Here is a 16,768-nt window from a genome sequence, read left to right as displayed (position 1 = left end):
GCGATGTCTTCCCTGCACCGTTCTCTTCATCTGCTGACAGCCGCCATGCTGTGGCTGCCGATGTTTCCCGCCGCCGCCGCTGAGGGCGCTTCGGCGCCTAGGCCGGCAGCATGGACCGACCTGCGCCAGCAACAGCCGATCACCGGTGATGCTCCTGCCGGCCAGGCCAAATCCGTTGTCTGCGCGGCCTGCCACGGGCCACACGGCGTGGCCATCGCGCCAAACTTTCCGAACCTGGCCGGGCAGTCGGCGACCTATCTCTATGTGCAATTGAAGACGCTCAAGAACGGCCAGCGCAAGGACCCGATCATGAGTGGACAGGCCGCCGCGCTGAGCGACGCAGACATGCGCAACCTGGCCACCTATTACGCCTCGCTCCCGGCCAAACCCGCCGGACTGGCCGATGCCACCTCCCGCGGCGGAGAGCTCTTTCTTGGCGGCGACCCAGCCCAGGGCGTGCCACCCTGCCAAGGTTGCCATGGCCCGACGGGAGAAGGACCGCGGGTGTACCCCAGCGACGCGCCACAGCCACCCTGGTCGACTTTCCCGCGACTGCACGGCCAATCCGCGATCTACGTGACCAAGGCGCTGGGCGATTTCAGCAGCGGCGCACGTAGCGGCACCAGCAACGCACTGATCATGCACGGCGTAGCGAAGACGCTAAGCGATGCGGACATCCAGGCGCTGTCGGCCTACATCGCGACTCAGTGAGCAGACAACAACTCCAAGAGCGGGCCAGCAGCGGCCGCTTCAGCAACCCCGCAAGGATCAGGAATGCAGTCCCACGCCGCGCTGAGGCAAGCGTCGCCCATGCCCGTGGAACCGTTGCGCGGGCAGTTTTCTAACCCTGCAATGCGCCCAGAATGAAGCGCCCTCTGGCCGCCCCTGTGCAGCCTACCCCGGGTACACTCCAGCTAGAACTGCGTCGTGCCCGTATCGGCTCGAATCGCGCTGCCGGATCCATTGAGCGTGGCTAGTAACCTCGTGACCACGGTCAACGAATTGAAATCCAGGGCAAGCTCACTTCACGTGACTCTGCCTGCTCCCACGGCGCGGTTTCGCGCGTCATAAACAGGTAAGCGCCATGGTGGAGCATCACCCTCCCCGGTTCAAAGTCAGGCCGCGTCGTCACCGTGCCCGGCTGCATCATTCTGACCGCGGCATTCCGGGGGTTACTGTCACCCGCGTCCACCTTGGCATCATGTCAGTGGCCGTTGCGGCATGTCTTTCCACCCCTATTCATGCCCAATCGACAACCTTCAACGGAGCCGCAGCACTTAGCTCGGGGCTGTTTGACCGGGGTCAGGCGATTACCGGCAATACACCCATCTTGCAGGGAGCGGTCTCCTTGACTTCGGCGACGGGCTGGTCGCTGGGTCTGTCGGGGAGCACCGAGCTACGCTCACCGGGCCGCCTTGTAGAAGCCCTCGTTCAGGCATCCCGCGACTGGTCGCTTTCCAGCGACTGGCAGATGCAAGCGAGCGTGCTTTACTACCGATATCCAGGCGAAAACGGCTCAAGAGCCTCTGATCGAGCCGAAGCGGGGATCCACTGGACCTATCGGGATGTGTTGACCGTTGGTCTGTCGGCCATCGACTCCCTGGGCGCCAGGGAGCACCAGCTGAGTGGCGCCACCGATCTCAGTTTCCATTGGCCATTGGCGTGGCATTTCTCGCTTTCCGCCGGGGTCGGTGTGTCCCAACCCATCCCTGCACCCTATACCCGGTACCGCAACGGTTACTCGAGCTATCGCGACTCCGACCACTCGGGCCTTCACGGCTATGGCCATGCAGGGCTATTGTGGAGCAATGGTCCCTGGCAGGTCGAACTCGATCGCATCATGGCCGACCCCGCAACGCAGCGGCAATGGGCCGCCATGAACGCCTCGCCCTGGGTCGCGACGATTTCACGGTCCTTTTGATTCAGGGGCAACCTTTTTGGGTCGATCCGGTACTTACGTAGCGAACCAGCCGTAATCCGATGGCCTGTGCCGAAGCTATGAACCAAGACGATATCGATGCTGACGTTACCGACCGCATGCTGCTCCAGCGCATGTCGACGGGTGATCGCGCCGCTCTGAACGTGCTCTACCGTGGTTACCACGGCAGGCTGGCCCGCTTCCTGTCCCGATTGACGCGGCGCCCCGACATCATCGATGAAGTCATCAACGACTGTTTCTGGATCGCCTGGCAGAAAGCAGGCAACTTCCATGGAGACTCCCGTGTTTCCACGTGGCTCATGGGGATTGCCTATCGATGCGGACTGAAGGCACTACGGCAACACGGTGACGAGCCGGTCGAAAATACCGATCTTTTGGAACAGCTCACCCCCGACGATGACATGGATGAGGATCGTGAGTTGCGCGACTGGTTGAGCAAGGGTCTCGATCACCTGTCCGCCGATCAACGCGTCGTGATCGAGTTGGTCTACGGCGTGGGTCACACCCTGGACGATGTTGCCGTCATCATGCAGTGCCCCGTAGGCACCGTGAAGGCACGCCTGTTCCACGCACGAGTCAAACTTCGCAACGTACTTCCGGCGTTGGCTGGAGATTCGCCCAAGCAAAAGGAGAACGCACCATGACGTTCCCAAAGAGTTCCGGCAGAGACTGCGTCCGGGCCTGGGAGGCGATGCCGTGGGTACTGCAGAACAGTGCCACGCAAGAAGAGAGCGAATGGCTGGAAGGTCATCTGGCGCACTGCGAATCGTGTCGTACGGAGTTTGCACAGCAACGTCGTTTGCAGCTTGCCATGTCGTTGCCCACGGATGTTTCAATCGATGCGAATACGGGATTGAAGCGTTTGTTGAATCGCCTGGACGCGCCTGATATCCAGGAAGCGCCTCGTCGTTCACGATCGGGAAACTGGCTGAACCGGGCGCTGGTTGCCGTCGTGCTGATCCAGGCTCTCAGTATCGGTGCGTTGGGTGTGAAGTTGTGGTCGTCCAGTGGCACCCCGACGTATCGCACACTCAGTCAGGAGGCTGCACCTTCAGCTCCAGGCGCGATCCGTGTCGTGCCTGATACAGCCATGACGATGGCCGACTGGAACGCATTGCTGCACACCCTTCGGTTGCAGGTGGTGGGCGGCCCCAATGATGTGGGTGCCTATACCGTCGCACCCGCGGGCCCTGCTTCAACGACGCCACATGCCTTGCAACAACTGCGCGCCACACGAGGCATCCGCCTGGCGGAGCCCATCACCGCCACACCATGAAAGTTGGCTTCCTCATTCTTGTCGCAACCGTGGCGGTTTTGAGCGCGTGCGCGTCCTCGCATCCAAAGACGCCCTCGGATAATCAGGCCAATAACAACCTCACATCGAGCGCCAACGTGTCCTCCATGGATAGCGAGCGTGACATTGTGCTGGCGGTGGCCAACCCGCTTGAGTCACCCGGGACGCATGCCGGCACCAGCTTGTTGGGTTATGTCCCGTCCGGGCACTACGGTGCGGGCCAGCGTGCGGTTTCCACTCTGGCTTCGTTGACGCAGAGTTACGGATTGCATGAGGTTACCGGGTGGCCCATCAAGGCCCTCGGCTTGTACTGCGTCGTGCTGGCGCCACCTCCCGGCATGACACGGGAAGCCTTGCTCAAAGCACTCGGCAATGACAAACGAGTACAACTTGCACAACCGCTGCAGAGTTATTCCGTATACGCAGACGGGTCCCCGCAGACGCGTCACTACAACGATCCCTATGTGAGTCTCCAACGCGGCTTCGTGGAAACGGATGCCGCCCTCGCACAGAACCTCAGTCAAGGAAGCGGGGTTCAGATAGCGGTCGTTGATACGGGCGTCGACATGGCTCACCTGGATCTTCAAGGGCGCATTCGCGACATTCACAACATGGTTGATGACAGCGACTCGACCTTCAACCGCGATCGTCATGGTACCGAAGTCGCAGGTATCATCGCTGCCAATGCCGACAATCATCAAGGGATCGTGGGGATAGCTCCGAAGTCCCTGCTCAGCGTTTACAAGGCCTGCTGGTACCCGCCGACTCCCAATGCCGGCGCACGCTGCAATACCTTCTCACTAGCCAAGGCTCTGGCGGGAATCATTGACTCGGATGCCCGCATTATCAACATGAGCCTGGGCGGCCCGGCAGATCCGTTACTCAATATGCTACTTGCCAAGCTGACGAGCGAAGGCCGCATCGTGATCACAGCCATGCCGCCGGATGGCGCCGTCGACGGATTCCCCGACAATGCACCCGGAGTCATTGTCGTTCGCGTCAGTGAAACTTCGGCAGCACCACCCGGTGTTCTGAGCGCGCCAGGCAATGACATCCTGACCACCCAGCCCGGTGGTGGATATGACTTCACTTCCGGATCGTCGATGGCTGCCGCGCATGTGAGCGGCATTGTTGCTTTATTGGTGTCGCTCGCACCAACGCTGGATGTACGCACCATCCATGATCTCTTGCTACGCAGCAGCAGAGTCTCCAACGGAATGCTTCAAGTAAACGCAGCATCGGCAGTGTCGGCACTGCGCAGCACACACAGAGCCACCCCCTGAATTGAATGACGCGCTCTATGTTGATGCCTCGTAGTGCTGCAGAAGCGAAAACCCCCTCTCCAGCCATACCTTCTGCAGGCGCGTCCGAGAACGCTGCCCTACATGCCAGCCTATTAAATCGGGACTACATAGTGAAACGCATCGATGACACCATGGGCCTGATGCCCGATGTAGCTATCCAGGCACATCCGTATCTGGGTGCTGCGTTGGACTGGGTAGGTATGGATGGCATTGAAATGTCCGTCCGGTTTGACGCTGGCGATGGCGACGTCCAGCGCTCCAGCGCCAAAGTCGGCGCCTTCGTCAATCTTGCTCATCAGGATCGGCGTGGCATCCACATGTCGCGCCTGTATCTGCTGATGGACGAGTATCTGAGTGCAAGGACAATCAGTGCGTCGATGCTTGGGTACTTGTTGCGCGCCGTCCTGGAATCGCACAAGGACCTGGCCGATCGCGCACGCATCAGCATTCGCTTCGATCAGCTCATACGTCGCCCCGCACTTCGCAGTGAACACAGTGGTTGGCGTGCCTACCCGGTCTCGATCGAGGCCAGTCTGTGTGCCAATGGCTTCCGCCTGGATCTGGGTACGGACGTGGTGTACTCCTCCACCTGCCCTGCTTCGGCGGCATTGTCGCGTCAGCTTATCCAGGAACAATTCAGCAAGGATTTCGAGGCAACCAAGCCGCTGGATCATGCTGCCGTGCTGACGTGGCTAGGCAGCGAGAAAGGTATCGTCGCCACGCCACATGCACAGCGCAGTATCGCGCGACTGCGGGTACGTTACGTCGACGGTGCGCCGCTGAACCTGATTGCCTTGCTTGATCGCGTCGAGTCGTCGCTGGGCACGCCGGTGCAAACTGCCGTGAAGCGTATTGACGAGCAGGCATTTGCACTGGCCAATGGCAGCAACCTGATGTTCTGCGAAGACGCCGCGCGCCGAATCCAACGCGCGCTCGATGCCGATGACAGCATTGCAGATTTTCAGGTTCGCCTTGAACATCAGGAAAGCCTGCACCCGCATGACGCCGTTGCCCATGTGAGCAAGCATACGGGCGCGGCCAGTATTGCCGGTTGATCGATTGGTATCGAAGCATCGGCACGGTCGACGTCGATCGTTCCAGATATATCGCGATGGTGATATCGGTTTCGCAATCTGCGTGTCCGCGGTAACCTCGGGGCTCAACCGAACCCGAGGTGGAACGATGAAGCGATGGATCCTGCTTTTGCTTGCCCTGCTGCCGTTGCTGGCACATGCGAGAGAAAACAACCACTCGCAGTGGAATCCGGAAATCGCCGCATTCGTGGCAGCCGATCAGCAGCACCTTCCTCCACCGGGTTCGATCTTGTTCATCGGAAGTTCGTCAATCCAGCACTGGAAATCGCTGGCCGCGGATTTCCCGGAACTGAGTGTCATCAATCGCGGTTTCGGCGGTTCCGAGATCAACGATTCCACTTTTTTTGCCAATAGCATCGTCGCGCCGTACCACGCGCGGGCCATCGTCATGTACGCAGGTGACAACGACCTGCAGGATGGCGGTAGCCCTGAACAGGTGCGCGACGATTTCGCCGCATTCGTGCGCAAGGCTCGCGCCGTCAATCCTGACGTACCGATCGCCTTCATCGCGATCAAGCCGAGTGTGGCGCGTGCGGTACTCCTGCCGAAGATCCATCAAGCCAATGCGTTGGTCCGTGCGTATGCCGCGACACAACATGGCGTGACATATCTGGACGTATTTACCCCGATGCTCGGAAAAAACGGCGGTCCACAGCCCGACCTGTTCGGGGATGACGGCCTGCACATGAACCGCAAGGGTTATCTGCTATGGATCAGTGTCATCAAGCCCTGGGTGGATGCGGTGCCGCGCTGAGTTGCTCCTCTTGTTTCGATAGCGCATTCACTTTCCATACGTCGGAAGCTCGACCGAAAGCGTTATTCAGAACTTGCATGACATGTGCGCGAGCGTAAGGGCCGCAATCAACGAATGCGTAAAAAGTGACGTATGCGCTGGATTAGCGGTTCATTCGATTCATGCATCGACGCCGCATATGTTGCAATCTTTCGCTGGATAAGATTTTGGCTTGCTTGCACCGCTTTCTCAAAATTGCCGGCGAGGTTCTCATCGCCCTTGATCAAAGGAATGAGTGCCTCAGATGACAGGGCGTAAACCAGGCAATGCGCCCTCGCCGTGGCCGTCACCGAATACGCCTCACCCGTAACCAAGGCAACCTCGCCGAGGGATTCACCTGCCCCGAGGTATCCAAGGGAGAGCGCCTCGCCTTGCGCATGCTCAGTACTTACTTCAAGAAGCCCGAAGGCGATCATGAACAAGCTGGCATCGCTGTCCCCCTGCTTGAAAAGGATTTGGCCGGGCTCGAGATGCCTGGCTACAACTGACTTTGCCAGGCTGCGAATCAGATCGCCGCTCAAGCAAGCGAATAGAGGTGTCGCCAACAACATCTGATCAGGAGTGACAAAGCTCTTCTCGGGACCGTCGTTGACTTGATCAGGCGATCGTTGCGGCGGGGTCAGCAAATTTGAGAACTGCAGTTGCCTGTGGATATTCTCAAACAGTTGACTCTTCGCCGCACCGATCTGACTCGGCGTGGAGACAAAGAAAGAGAGGGTGTATGTCATTCTTTTTGCGCCGATGTGAGCTATGCCGATCGATGCCTTGGGATCTTGAAGTACCAAGGGGCATAGCAGTGCTGCTTGACGCAGCAACTCGAGTATTTGTTCGGGCGCTATCGCATTGGCGCATGTCACGGAGACAGAACCCGATCGACGAGGAGTAGGACGACTTCGATTGACCATTTGAGACTTGGCAACAAGGGTATTGGGAACGATCGCGATGTCCCCGGTATCCGTCTGGATATGGATGGATCTCCAATTCACTTCGATGACCTGGCCTGAGGTTTTTCCATCCAGCTCGATATCATCACCAAGGCCAAAGGGCGACTCTATGTCGACAGCGATGCCCGAAAACACGTCCGAAAGCGTGTTCTGGAGTGCCAGGCCGAGAACGATCGCAAGCACCCCGGAGGTCGCGAGCAAGCCTTTGACAGGAACGTCAAAAACTGAATTGAGTACGATGAAGCCTGTGACAAGAAAGATGGCTGCCGCCGAAAGATCGGAAAACAACTTTGACTGACGCGACGAACGATGCCGCCACGACAACAGCCGCGGCAAGTAGACAATCAGGCGGGCACAAAGTATCCACCAGGCCGTCAATAGAATGGCAAGCAGATCTACGGCTTGTGGCGTGATACCGGCAGGACGCGAGAGTGGGCTTATTGCTCCCTCAAAAAGCAGGCCGGACACAACGAGAAATGCTATCGCATCAAAAAGGCAGCGCTGCCACATGCCGCCCCTACGAATAACGATCGCTCCCACGATCAAGCACACCAACACCAGAATCTGCGTGAGTTCCGGGAGCATCTGCTTTGTCCACCTCTTGCTGTGGATATGGATCTACGGCGTCACCTACGGTCATACCGACTGAGTTCGGAACCGTCCACGTTTTTGGAAGACTCCCAGCTCGCTGGCCTCAAGCCACTCGTGAAATTACAGGAAAGTGACATGGGCCCCTCACACTGCCCGAAACTCAGGCGCCATTAACGGTCAAACTTCCGCAGACAGCGGAGCGACCCCAACGGGGTTGGAGCAACTGGCCTGGACAACGTTCCTATTTCAACTCGTAGAAGCCTTTGGCGACTCCCTGAACAATAGGTAAGAACACCCGAGTGGTCTTGGACGAAAATGCTCGGCACAAAAGGGATTAGACACCAAACCACCCGCTTTTTGGAACTTTCCTCGACCCTTGGTAGCACTAACATCTGCGATGGCATGACATGGATTTTGTCCATACCATTGGCATGGCGAACTCCAGGAAGAAGTCCCCGCCGAGTGGCCGAATTTCATGGACGGCAAGTTTGAGTGAGTGCAATTTCAAGGGGGCGGCTTTGAAGGTCGAAGATAGGGCGGTCGAGAGGGGGCTAAAGGGGTATCGTGCTTCTAGCATTCGTTCGGTTAAAGATCGCGTCAATGCAAACCACTCAGGGTGAGGAGTTACCGCATGGCTTCCGATTCTGATCCCCTGCCGATCACCTCGGCCAGAGATCGTGGGATCACGATTGTTGCCAGTGCCACTGTGCTCGCGTTGCTGTACTTCGGGAGAGAAGTGCTGGTCCCGATCACCCTCGCACTCATCCTGAGCCTGCTGGTGGCCCCATTGATTCGCGGGTTGCGCCGCATCGGGTTGGGCCATACGCCGTCCGTGCTGATCGCCGTGCTTGCGCTCGCCGTGTTCCTGGTGGGACTGACGACCGTGATCGGCTCGCAGGTCGTGCACCTGGCCAGGAGCCTTCCGCAATACGAGGCAACGATCAACGCCAAAGCCAAGACGCTCCACAGCATGACCATCGGGCGCCTGGAATTGATGCAGGGTGAAGCCGGCAAGGTCATCAGCCAGTTCAGCGATCGGAGCAATGACCTGCCCGCGGCACCTGCCGATGCTCAACGGCCGCTGGCTTCTCCGACCGGCATCATTCCGGTCGAGGTGCATGCACCACCCGCGGGTCCGATAGCGGTGATCGCGCGGATCTTCACATCGATCTGGGTGCCACTGGAGACCGCTGGCATCGTGCTGGTCGTCTTGCTGTTTGTCCTGTTTGAGCACGAGGCCTTGCGGGATCGCTTCATCCGCCTCGCCGGTGGCACGGATCTGCGCGCAACGACGGCAGCGATCAATGACGCCGGCGAGCGCCTGTCCCGATTCTTCGTCTCGCAGTTCGCGGTCAACTTTGGCGTGGGGGTGGTGATCTGGGTGGGGTTGGCGATCATTGGCCTCCCCAACGCACCACTATGGGCCGCCATCACAGCCGTTCTGCGGTTTGTGCCCTACGTCGGCGTCTGGATCGCAGCAGTTCTTGCCACCATCCTCGCCGCGGCGGTCGGCCCGAGCTGGTCGCTGACGCTTATGACCCTGAGCCTGTATGTCGTGGTCGAGACCATCGCCTCGCAACTGGTGGAGCCACAGTTATATGGACACACCACGGGGTTGTCACCGCTGGCGGTGGTGGTCGCCGCGATCTTCTGGAGCTGGTTGTGGGGGCCGGTCGGGTTGATCGTATCGACACCACTGACCCTGTGCCTGGTGGTCGCCGGTCGCCATGTCAGGGCACTGAACCTGTTGGAGATCCTGCTGGGCGATACGCCGGCATTGACGATGCCGCAGCGGTTTTACCAGCGCGTGCTCTCGGGCGATTCCGACGAGATCATCGCCGAGGCGCGCATTTTCCTGAAACGCAAATCGTTCGCCGCCTATTGCGATGCTGTGCTGCTACCCGCCGTTCAGCTCGCCCGCATCGATCTGAACCAGGGCGCCATCAGCCCAAGCCAGCAAGTGAAGGTCCGCAGCGCGATCGTGAGGGTCATCGATGCGCTTGGCAGCGAGACGCGCAAACGATCCGGCTGGAATCGTCGCGTTTCTGTCCTCGACAATTCCAGCCTCGGTTACCTACTTCGCCAACAACGCATGGACACAAGCGGCCGCTGGCAGGGGCCGCTTGCGGTAGCCCCGGGGTCCATCGTGCTGTGCGTGGGTCTGGGCGCTACCGGTGATGACCTGGTCACCGAGATTTTTGTCCGCATCCTGCGCGACCTGAATATCGATGGGCGCCACGTGACACTCGAAGACATCGACGCCTTTCAGGCCGAGCCTCCGCCAGAAGCCACGCCGAACAGCGTTTCAATGGTCTACATCGTCAGTGTCGCTCCGGCCAGAGACCGTCGGGACCGTTGCGATTCCATGGCGATGGAGATGCGCCGCCGGCTTCCCGAGGTGTGCATCATCGCCGTACTTCTCCCGGAACTGCTTAAAGCATCGGAGCCCGTCGCGGTCAGCGCCGACGTCAATCAGTTGGTGAACTCGTTCGAAGAAGCTGCGCAACACGCCATTGCCCGGTTTCCCCGCGCCAGCCAGTAATCGAGCTTTACGCCGCCGCTCCGCGACTGGCGAACGTCGAGCGACCGAACCAGGCCTGGAAGTTCTGCACGCCCAGCCGCGCGCCGTCGCCCGGCAGCAAAGTGTCCCGCTCCAGCACGGCACCGAAGTAAGGCGCCTTCGGATCCGCGACGACCTTGCGCGGATCCCCTATGGCGGTGAGAAAGCGCTGGACCAGTTCCGCCAATGGGGCCTTCTCGGGGCCGGCAATTTCCACCGTGCCGTTGACCGCCGCGCCGAGCGCATAGTCGGTGAGCGCATCGGCGACGTCGTCCGAGGCGATCGGCTGCATCAGCCCGGTCGAAAGGTGGATCATCTTCCCCTGCCCGCTGTCGCCGGCGATGCCATTGAGGAACTCGAAGAACTGCGTGGAATGCACGATGGTGTACGGGACGCCAGCGGCGCGTATCAGCTTTTCCTGGGCCATCTTGGCGCGGATGTATCCGCTCGCCGCAAATGCGGGACGACCCGTGCCCACCACCGACAGGGCCACATGATGCTTCACGCCTGCCTTCTTCTCCGCGGCGGCCAGGTTGCGTCCCGACGTATCGAAGAAGTCCAGCGCGGCCTGATCCTCGAACGAAGGAGAATTGGACACGTCCACCAGCACGTCCGCGCCCTCCATCGCTTCGTCCAGGCCTTCGCCGGTGAGGGCGTTTACGCCTGAGGACGGTGCCGCTGGAACCACCTCGTGGCCGCGTTTGCGCAGGCGTTCGACGACTTTGCTGCCGATGAGTCCGGTACCACCGATGACAACGATTTTCATGAGAGACCTCCGCTTTGGATTGGCGCCAGAGGCGCGTAGTGAATTCATGCCGGGTCAGGCGATACCCGCCGCAAATGGTTCCCGCGTCTCGCGCGGAATCGCCGTTGGCATTGGGATCAGCCCAGTTGCGCACCGCAGGTCCAGGGCGCGCACGGCACTACTCATGTAGTCGATGAACACACGGACCCGCGCGGGCAGCTGCAGTCGACTCAGATAGCAAACGTAGTGCCCGCGATCGTCGGGCGCGTATGGCGCCAGGCACGCCACCAACCGGCCGGCGCGCAGATGCTCGCAGACCTGATAGCCCGCCATCTGAGCGATGCCCTGGCCATCCAGCACGGCCTGCAGCACCAGCTCGTTGTCGTTGAACGACCAGGTGGACGCCGGCAGGAATTTCTGAGTCCGGCCGCCGACCTTGAACTCCCATTCGAAGATCCTGCCCGATGCCGTGCGGAAATTGATGCAGCTGTGCCCGGCCAGCTCTTCCAGCTGCCGCGGCAGCCCATGGATGCGCCGATACGCTGGCGAGGCGCAAACCAGCATCGGCATCGGAATCAGCTGCTTGGCAATCAACCGACTGTCGTCCAGGTGCTCGTCGCGAAAGGCCACGTCGATCCGATCCGCGGTGAAGTCCGCAGTGCGATCGTCAAGCAGCAGGTCGACGGCGATATCCGGATAGCGAGCGCGAAAGCCATTGAGCAGCGGCGCCACGATGCGACGCCCGAACCCTACCGCCGCGCTGATCCGCAGCTGCCCGCGCGGCGGTCCTTCGCGCAGATCGCGCATGTCCTCCATGGCGTGGACGATCCTCTCCACGCCCGGATGGCAGTTTCGGTAAAACAGTTCGCCCTCGCGAGTCAGCGTGGTGCTTCGGGTGGTGCGCAGGAATAGCCGCGTACCCAGCTGTGCCTCGAGCTTCTGCACGCTGCGGCTGACTGCCGAGCGGCCGATGCCGAGGCGATCCCCTGCGCGAGCGAAACTGCCTTCGGTTGCCACCGCGATAAACGCCACCACGCCAGCGTAACTTGCGGAAAAGCTCGCAGCGAGAGCGTCGCTGTTCTCACAATGGGGTTGCTCAAGGCGATCGATGGTCATCTGTCAGGCACCAGAAAAATAGCGGCTTCGCGTGGCGTGGCGAAGCGATGCAAACGCCGGCGTCGGCCGGCCCATATCTGATAGACGTTTCGGTAACGGCGCCCGTGACATGGTCGGCGCACTGGTGCGCGAAGGGCAACACAGTGAGCCCGTTGGCGCGTCTACCGGACGCGTCACCTCGAACCTATGGTGGGCCCTGTCACGCCATCGAGCGCGAGCGGGTACCTCAGCCGATCTGAGGCATGGCCATACGCCTGCGGAGGATTCCCCCATGACTCAACGAGTCGACTATCAGCAGCAAGCACCCGAGCTCTTCAACAAGCTCGGCGCGTTCAACATGGCGGCAAAGCGCGGCAGCATCGAGGAATCGATCTGCAACCTCGTCGAGATCCGCGCGTCGCAGATCAACGGGTGCACCTTCTGCCTGGACATGCACATCAAGCAGGCCACGATCAGCGGCGAGCGTCCGCTGCGCGTGTATCACTTGTCGGCCTGGCACGATTCCACGCTGTTCTCCCCCCGCGAGCGCGCCGCCCTGGCCTGGACCGAGGCGCTGACCCAGTTGTCGCCGCAGGGCGTTTCCGACGAGGTCTACCAGCAGGTGCGCAAGGAGTTTTCGGAGAAGGAAATCACCGACCTCAGCTATGTCGTGGCGGCGATCAACGCCTGGAACCGTATCAATGTCGGCTTCAGGAGTGTCCCCGGCGTGCTCGACAAGGCGTATGGACTCGACAAGGCAGGGCTGGCCTGAATCCCGACCGGCGCGGCGGCGCCGCGCTGGTTGCACCTTCAACGATCCGGCCTCGGTGACGCGGGCCATTCTCGAGGAAATACTCATGCGCATGTTCAAGACGTTTGGACTGCTGTTTCTACTTGCCTCCGGTGCGGCTGTCGCGCAGCCGACCGATCAGGCTTCTGCTGCATCGATCTCACCGATGGCGCAGGTCTCGGAGCTGATGACCAAGGCCCTCAGTGACTATCCCGGCAAGGAAGGCAAGTTGATCCTGGTCACCTATCCACCCGGCTCGGTCGATCCGGTTCATCGCCACGATGCCGATGCCTTCGTCTACGTGCTTGAAGGTTCCATCGTGATGGCCCTCAAGGGCGGCAAGGAAGTGACACTGGGGCCGGGACAGACCTTCTACGAAGGGCCGGACGACGTCCACACCGTCGGCCGCAATGCCAGCCGCACCAAGCCGGCCAAGTTCCTGGTGTTTCTGCTGAAGGACCAGAACAAGCCGGTACTGATCCCGGTGCACTGAGCTTGTCGCTGGACCGCTTCGTGCCGCCGCCAGGCCAAGGCTCGATGCCACCATCCGGCATCGATCGGCGTAGGCTGTCACAACCACGCCGGCACAAACGTCTTTCCCTCATGGACGCTGCCACCGCCACCTTCCACGATCTGCGCCCGAGGCTGAAGGGCATCGCGTACCGCATGCTCGGCTCCGTATCGGAGTCCGAAGATATCGTGCAGGACGTCTGGCTGCGTTGGCACGACGCGGACACGGACAGTGTCAACAACGCCGAGGCGTGGCTGGTGGCGACCACCACCCGGATCTCGATCGATCGCCTGCGTTCGGCCAAGGCGCGGCGGGAGGAGTACGTGGGCATCTGGCTACCGGAGCCCGTACTCACCGAGTGGCCCGCTACGCCCGAGGATATCGAGGAGCTCTCCAACGAGGTTTCCGTCGCCTTCCTCACCGTGCTCGAACGCCTGACCCCCGAGGCTCGCGCCGCCTTCTTGCTACGCGAAGTGTTCGACGTGGATTACAGCGAGCTGGCTGAGACCCTCGGGAAGAGCGAGGCCGCCTGCCGCCAGATCGTGCACCGGGCCAAGGCGCAGCTGCGCGAGGAGCGCCCTCGGCGCGCGGTGCCCGGCCAGGCCCACCAGAAGCTGATGCGGCGCTTTGCCGAGGTCCTCGCGCACGGCGACTTCGCCGGCATGAAGTCGATGCTGGCCGACACTGCCGTACTACTGGGGGACGGTGGCGGTCATGTCACCAGCTTCTCCAAGCCGATGGTCGGCGGGGCACGCATCGCTCAGCTACTCTTTGCCGCCAACCTGCGCTACAAGGATGCGCTGCGCGTTGAGCTGGTGATGATCAACGGCCAGTACGCTGTGCTGCGCTACATTCACGGCGAACTGGAATCCGCCCAGTCCTACGAAAGCGACGGCAAGCACATCACCCGCGTCCACGTGCAGCGCAACCCTGAAAAACTGGCCAGGCTAGTGGCGGCCATCGCACAACGCCGGGGCCAGCCGGCAACCTGACGCGTCGAGGACGCCCTTGCCGCGCGATGGGTGCCGACGCGGCCCAGCACCTGCACCTCGCCACACAATCAATGCGAAATGCTCCGCACGCGAAGCCTCAGGAATGCTGCGGGATTACACGAGTGCGTTTCATTGAAGCGAAAGCGCGGCCACGCTGGTTGCAAGCACCTGGGCTCAAATCTACGAGGCAAGACAGGCATCGGCTGTTCGTTGCAGCTCTCGTTCGACATTCAGCGGGAATGCCAATGTCATGGTGGTACCTGCCCCGAGTTCGGTATGCACATCGACAAAGCCGCCCGATTGGCGCATGAATCCATAGATTTGCGCCAACCCAAGACCTGTGCCCTGTCCCGCTGTCTTCGTCGTGAAGTAGGGCTCGAACAAGCGCTCCCTGGTCTCGGCGTCCATGCCCGTACCACGATCCGCGACTGACAAAGTCACGTAGACACCCGCCTCACGTAACGAGCTGGCCCCGTCTTCATCCACTCCGAGATGGCCAAACGATATGACGATGTCGCCTTGGCCGCCGCAAGCATCTCGAGCATTGATGCAAAGGTTCATGACTGCCTGCTCAATACCATGGCGGTCGGCGAGTGTCGGGAATCGCTCGCACGTATCTTCAAGCTTCAGATGTATGCCAGACCCGAGGCTGTGACTGGCAAAATCGATGATATCCGTGACAACCGCCTGAAGTTCGACGGCCTCGGACTGGAATCGGTGGACACGGACAAAGGCCATCAGACGTTTGGCGAGAATGACGGCATGGCGCGCGCCTTCCATGCTGTACCCGAGGAAACGCCGCTGGTCGTGTGCAAGGCGGTCGGATTGGTCAAGCACGGCACTCAGGCCACCGATGATCGTCTGCAGCATGTTGTTGAAGTCGTGCGCAATGCCAGCGACAAGCTGACCGATCGCTTCATTTTTTTGCGCCTGATGCGAGAGCTGCTCGGCCAACGCCTGCGCGGCGGCAGCGATGTCCAATCGCTGCTGCAACATCGACTCGCGCTGAATCCCTTGTTCCCTCGCCGCATTGACGACGGTCAGTTTTGCCTGAAGGCTTTGGTTGATTGTTTCGAGCGCCTCGTCCACACGCAGGCGTTCAGTCACGTCGCGACTTACAACCAGTGCACTGTCCGGACGACCCTCGGCATCCAGCGCGGGGCTGATGGCAACAAACCACCAGCGCTCCTCGCCCTTCAATGTAGGGCACATGGCGGTGAACTGGCTGGGCTGCCCAACGAACGCCGCTTTCAGCGCAAGCTCGAGGCGATGATGTGACGACTTGGGCCAGAGAGCGATCCACACTCGTCCGATGATTTCATCGGGACTATCCAACTGCAACAGCACACAGCCGCTTTGGTTGATCGAAGTTATCCTGCCACCAACGTCCACCTCCTGGACGCAGTCGGGCGACGACTCGACGATGTATCGATAGTGGTCAAGATTCTTCATGCAGGCCTCGTCGAGTTGCGGCAGCATAGCTGCATGGTGTGAAGGTCTCGTCACGGGGCGTTAACACCCATGAAGCCAAGGTCGCCGTTTGGCGTTGTTGGAATCTCCATGAAATTGCTGTCCCCCAAGTTCATCCTCCTGGCTGAGGATGACGCTAACGTGCGGGAGATCAGCACACTCATCCTTGAAGCAGAAGGCCATCACGTGGAAGGCGTGGCCAATGGATCGGTGGCGCTTGAAAGGTTGCTGCGGGACATGTCATTCGATCTTTTGTTCAGTGACATCTCGATGCCCGGCGGCATTGACGGCATACAGCTCGCGAGACGCTCTCACGGCGTGTTTCCAGCACTGCAAATCATCCTGGCCTCAGGCCATGCGAGAGGAAGTTTTCCTGACTTCCCCGAAGGCTTGCGATTTCTCCCGAAGCCTTATGACCGCCAGTCGTTACTGGCTGCGGTGAGCGAAGCATTCCAGTAGAGCGCTGAACTCGCCGACTCTTCCGAGTGGCCAGCTTCTATCATTGCGTTACATGGATTGTCATGCGACTTGGGCGAGCTCGAGATCCTTCAGGCACAAAAGAACGGCTTTTACGCAGGTTTCTGTGCGCTACAGGTTATGAGTTGAACGCTGGGACAGAAAGCACTTTGCCGAAACACACCCGGGA

General features: G+C 60.4%; 16 protein-coding genes. 12 read left to right on the top strand and 4 right to left on the bottom strand.

Going from position 1 to position 16,768, the window contains the following annotated elements; translation table 11 throughout:
• Positions 1-3: 3 nt before the first annotated feature.
• From HDE77_RS01775 to HDE77_RS01745, 7 genes are all read left to right on the top strand, one after another.
• Positions 4-711, top strand: coding sequence for a c-type cytochrome (locus HDE77_RS01775; protein ID WP_184415417.1), 708 nt, complete (start codon positions 4-6; stop codon positions 709-711).
• 373 nt (positions 712-1,084) lie between these two features.
• On the top strand, positions 1,085-1,921 hold the full coding sequence (locus tag HDE77_RS01770; RefSeq protein WP_255482477.1) for a hypothetical protein: 837 nt from the start codon (positions 1,085-1,087) through the stop codon (positions 1,919-1,921).
• A 77-nt stretch (positions 1,922-1,998) separates the two neighbouring features.
• A complete protein-coding gene (locus HDE77_RS01765; RefSeq protein ID WP_184415416.1) occupies positions 1,999-2,583 on the top strand; it encodes a sigma-70 family RNA polymerase sigma factor in 585 nt (194 codons plus the stop codon).
• Positions 2,580-3,215: a zf-HC2 domain-containing protein gene (locus HDE77_RS01760; protein WP_184415415.1), complete on the top strand. Its 636-nt coding sequence runs from the start codon at positions 2,580-2,582 to the stop codon at positions 3,213-3,215. The genes HDE77_RS01765 and HDE77_RS01760 overlap by 4 nt, the downstream gene beginning before the upstream one ends.
• Complete coding sequence (locus HDE77_RS01755) at positions 3,212-4,516, top strand: S8 family serine peptidase (protein WP_184415414.1); 1,305 nt, start codon at positions 3,212-3,214, stop codon at positions 4,514-4,516. The genes HDE77_RS01760 and HDE77_RS01755 overlap by 4 nt, the downstream gene beginning before the upstream one ends.
• Positions 4,517-4,647: 131 nt before the next feature.
• On the top strand, positions 4,648-5,592 hold the full coding sequence (gene folE2 / locus HDE77_RS01750; RefSeq protein WP_184415413.1) for a GTP cyclohydrolase FolE2: 945 nt from the start codon (positions 4,648-4,650) through the stop codon (positions 5,590-5,592).
• 127 nt (positions 5,593-5,719) lie between these two features.
• On the top strand, positions 5,720-6,385 hold the full coding sequence (locus HDE77_RS01745) for an SGNH/GDSL hydrolase family protein (RefSeq protein WP_184415412.1): 666 nt from the start codon (positions 5,720-5,722) through the stop codon (positions 6,383-6,385).
• Positions 6,386-6,492: 107 nt separating this feature from the next.
• Here the strand turns inward: HDE77_RS01745 and HDE77_RS01740 are convergent, their stop codons facing one another.
• Positions 6,493-7,953, bottom strand: a complete 1,461-nt coding sequence (locus HDE77_RS01740) for a cyclic nucleotide-binding domain-containing protein (protein WP_184415411.1) — start codon at positions 7,951-7,953, stop codon at positions 6,493-6,495.
• Positions 7,954-8,590: 637 nt separating this feature from the next.
• Between HDE77_RS01740 and HDE77_RS01735 the strand changes: the two genes are divergently transcribed.
• Positions 8,591-10,501 (top strand): AI-2E family transporter, encoded by a 1,911-nt coding sequence (locus HDE77_RS01735; protein ID WP_184415410.1) that lies wholly within the window; start codon positions 8,591-8,593, stop codon positions 10,499-10,501.
• A gap of 7 nt (positions 10,502-10,508) precedes the next feature.
• Here HDE77_RS01735 and HDE77_RS01730 read toward each other — a convergent pair whose 3' ends face one another.
• Together HDE77_RS01730 and HDE77_RS01725 are read right to left on the bottom strand one after the other, a co-directional pair.
• Positions 10,509-11,285: an SDR family oxidoreductase gene (locus HDE77_RS01730; RefSeq protein WP_184415409.1), complete on the bottom strand. Its 777-nt coding sequence runs from the start codon at positions 11,283-11,285 to the stop codon at positions 10,509-10,511.
• A gap of 54 nt (positions 11,286-11,339) precedes the next feature.
• Complete coding sequence (locus tag HDE77_RS01725; protein ID WP_184415408.1) at positions 11,340-12,380, bottom strand: LysR family transcriptional regulator; 1,041 nt, start codon at positions 12,378-12,380, stop codon at positions 11,340-11,342.
• Positions 12,381-12,651: 271 nt separating this feature from the next.
• Here HDE77_RS01725 and HDE77_RS01720 point away from each other — a divergent pair, with 271 nt between their 5' ends.
• From HDE77_RS01720 to HDE77_RS01710, 3 genes are all read left to right on the top strand, one after another.
• A complete protein-coding gene (locus HDE77_RS01720) occupies positions 12,652-13,131 on the top strand; it encodes a carboxymuconolactone decarboxylase family protein (protein ID WP_184415407.1) in 480 nt (159 codons plus the stop codon).
• A gap of 85 nt (positions 13,132-13,216) precedes the next feature.
• Entirely contained in the window at positions 13,217-13,642 is a 426-nt protein-coding gene (locus tag HDE77_RS01715) for a cupin domain-containing protein (RefSeq protein WP_184415406.1), read from the top strand.
• A 110-nt stretch (positions 13,643-13,752) separates the two neighbouring features.
• Positions 13,753-14,652 (top strand): RNA polymerase sigma-70 factor, encoded by a 900-nt coding sequence (locus HDE77_RS01710; RefSeq protein WP_184415405.1) that lies wholly within the window; start codon positions 13,753-13,755, stop codon positions 14,650-14,652.
• A 180-nt stretch (positions 14,653-14,832) separates the two neighbouring features.
• Here the strand turns inward: HDE77_RS01710 and HDE77_RS01705 are convergent, their stop codons facing one another.
• Complete coding sequence (locus tag HDE77_RS01705) at positions 14,833-16,131, bottom strand: PAS domain-containing sensor histidine kinase (protein ID WP_184415404.1); 1,299 nt, start codon at positions 16,129-16,131, stop codon at positions 14,833-14,835.
• Between the two features lie 81 nt (positions 16,132-16,212).
• Between HDE77_RS01705 and HDE77_RS01700 the strand changes: the two genes are divergently transcribed.
• Positions 16,213-16,581, top strand: a complete 369-nt coding sequence (locus HDE77_RS01700) for a response regulator (RefSeq protein WP_184415403.1) — start codon at positions 16,213-16,215, stop codon at positions 16,579-16,581.
• The last annotated feature ends 187 nt before the right edge of the window (positions 16,582-16,768 follow it).

Source organism: Rhodanobacter sp. MP7CTX1 (assembly GCF_014205795.1).
Classification (GTDB): Bacteria; Pseudomonadota; Gammaproteobacteria; order Xanthomonadales; family Rhodanobacteraceae; genus Rhodanobacter.
The sequence above is the reverse complement of the archived record's forward strand: the minus strand, read 5'-3'. Positions and strand labels throughout refer to the sequence as shown.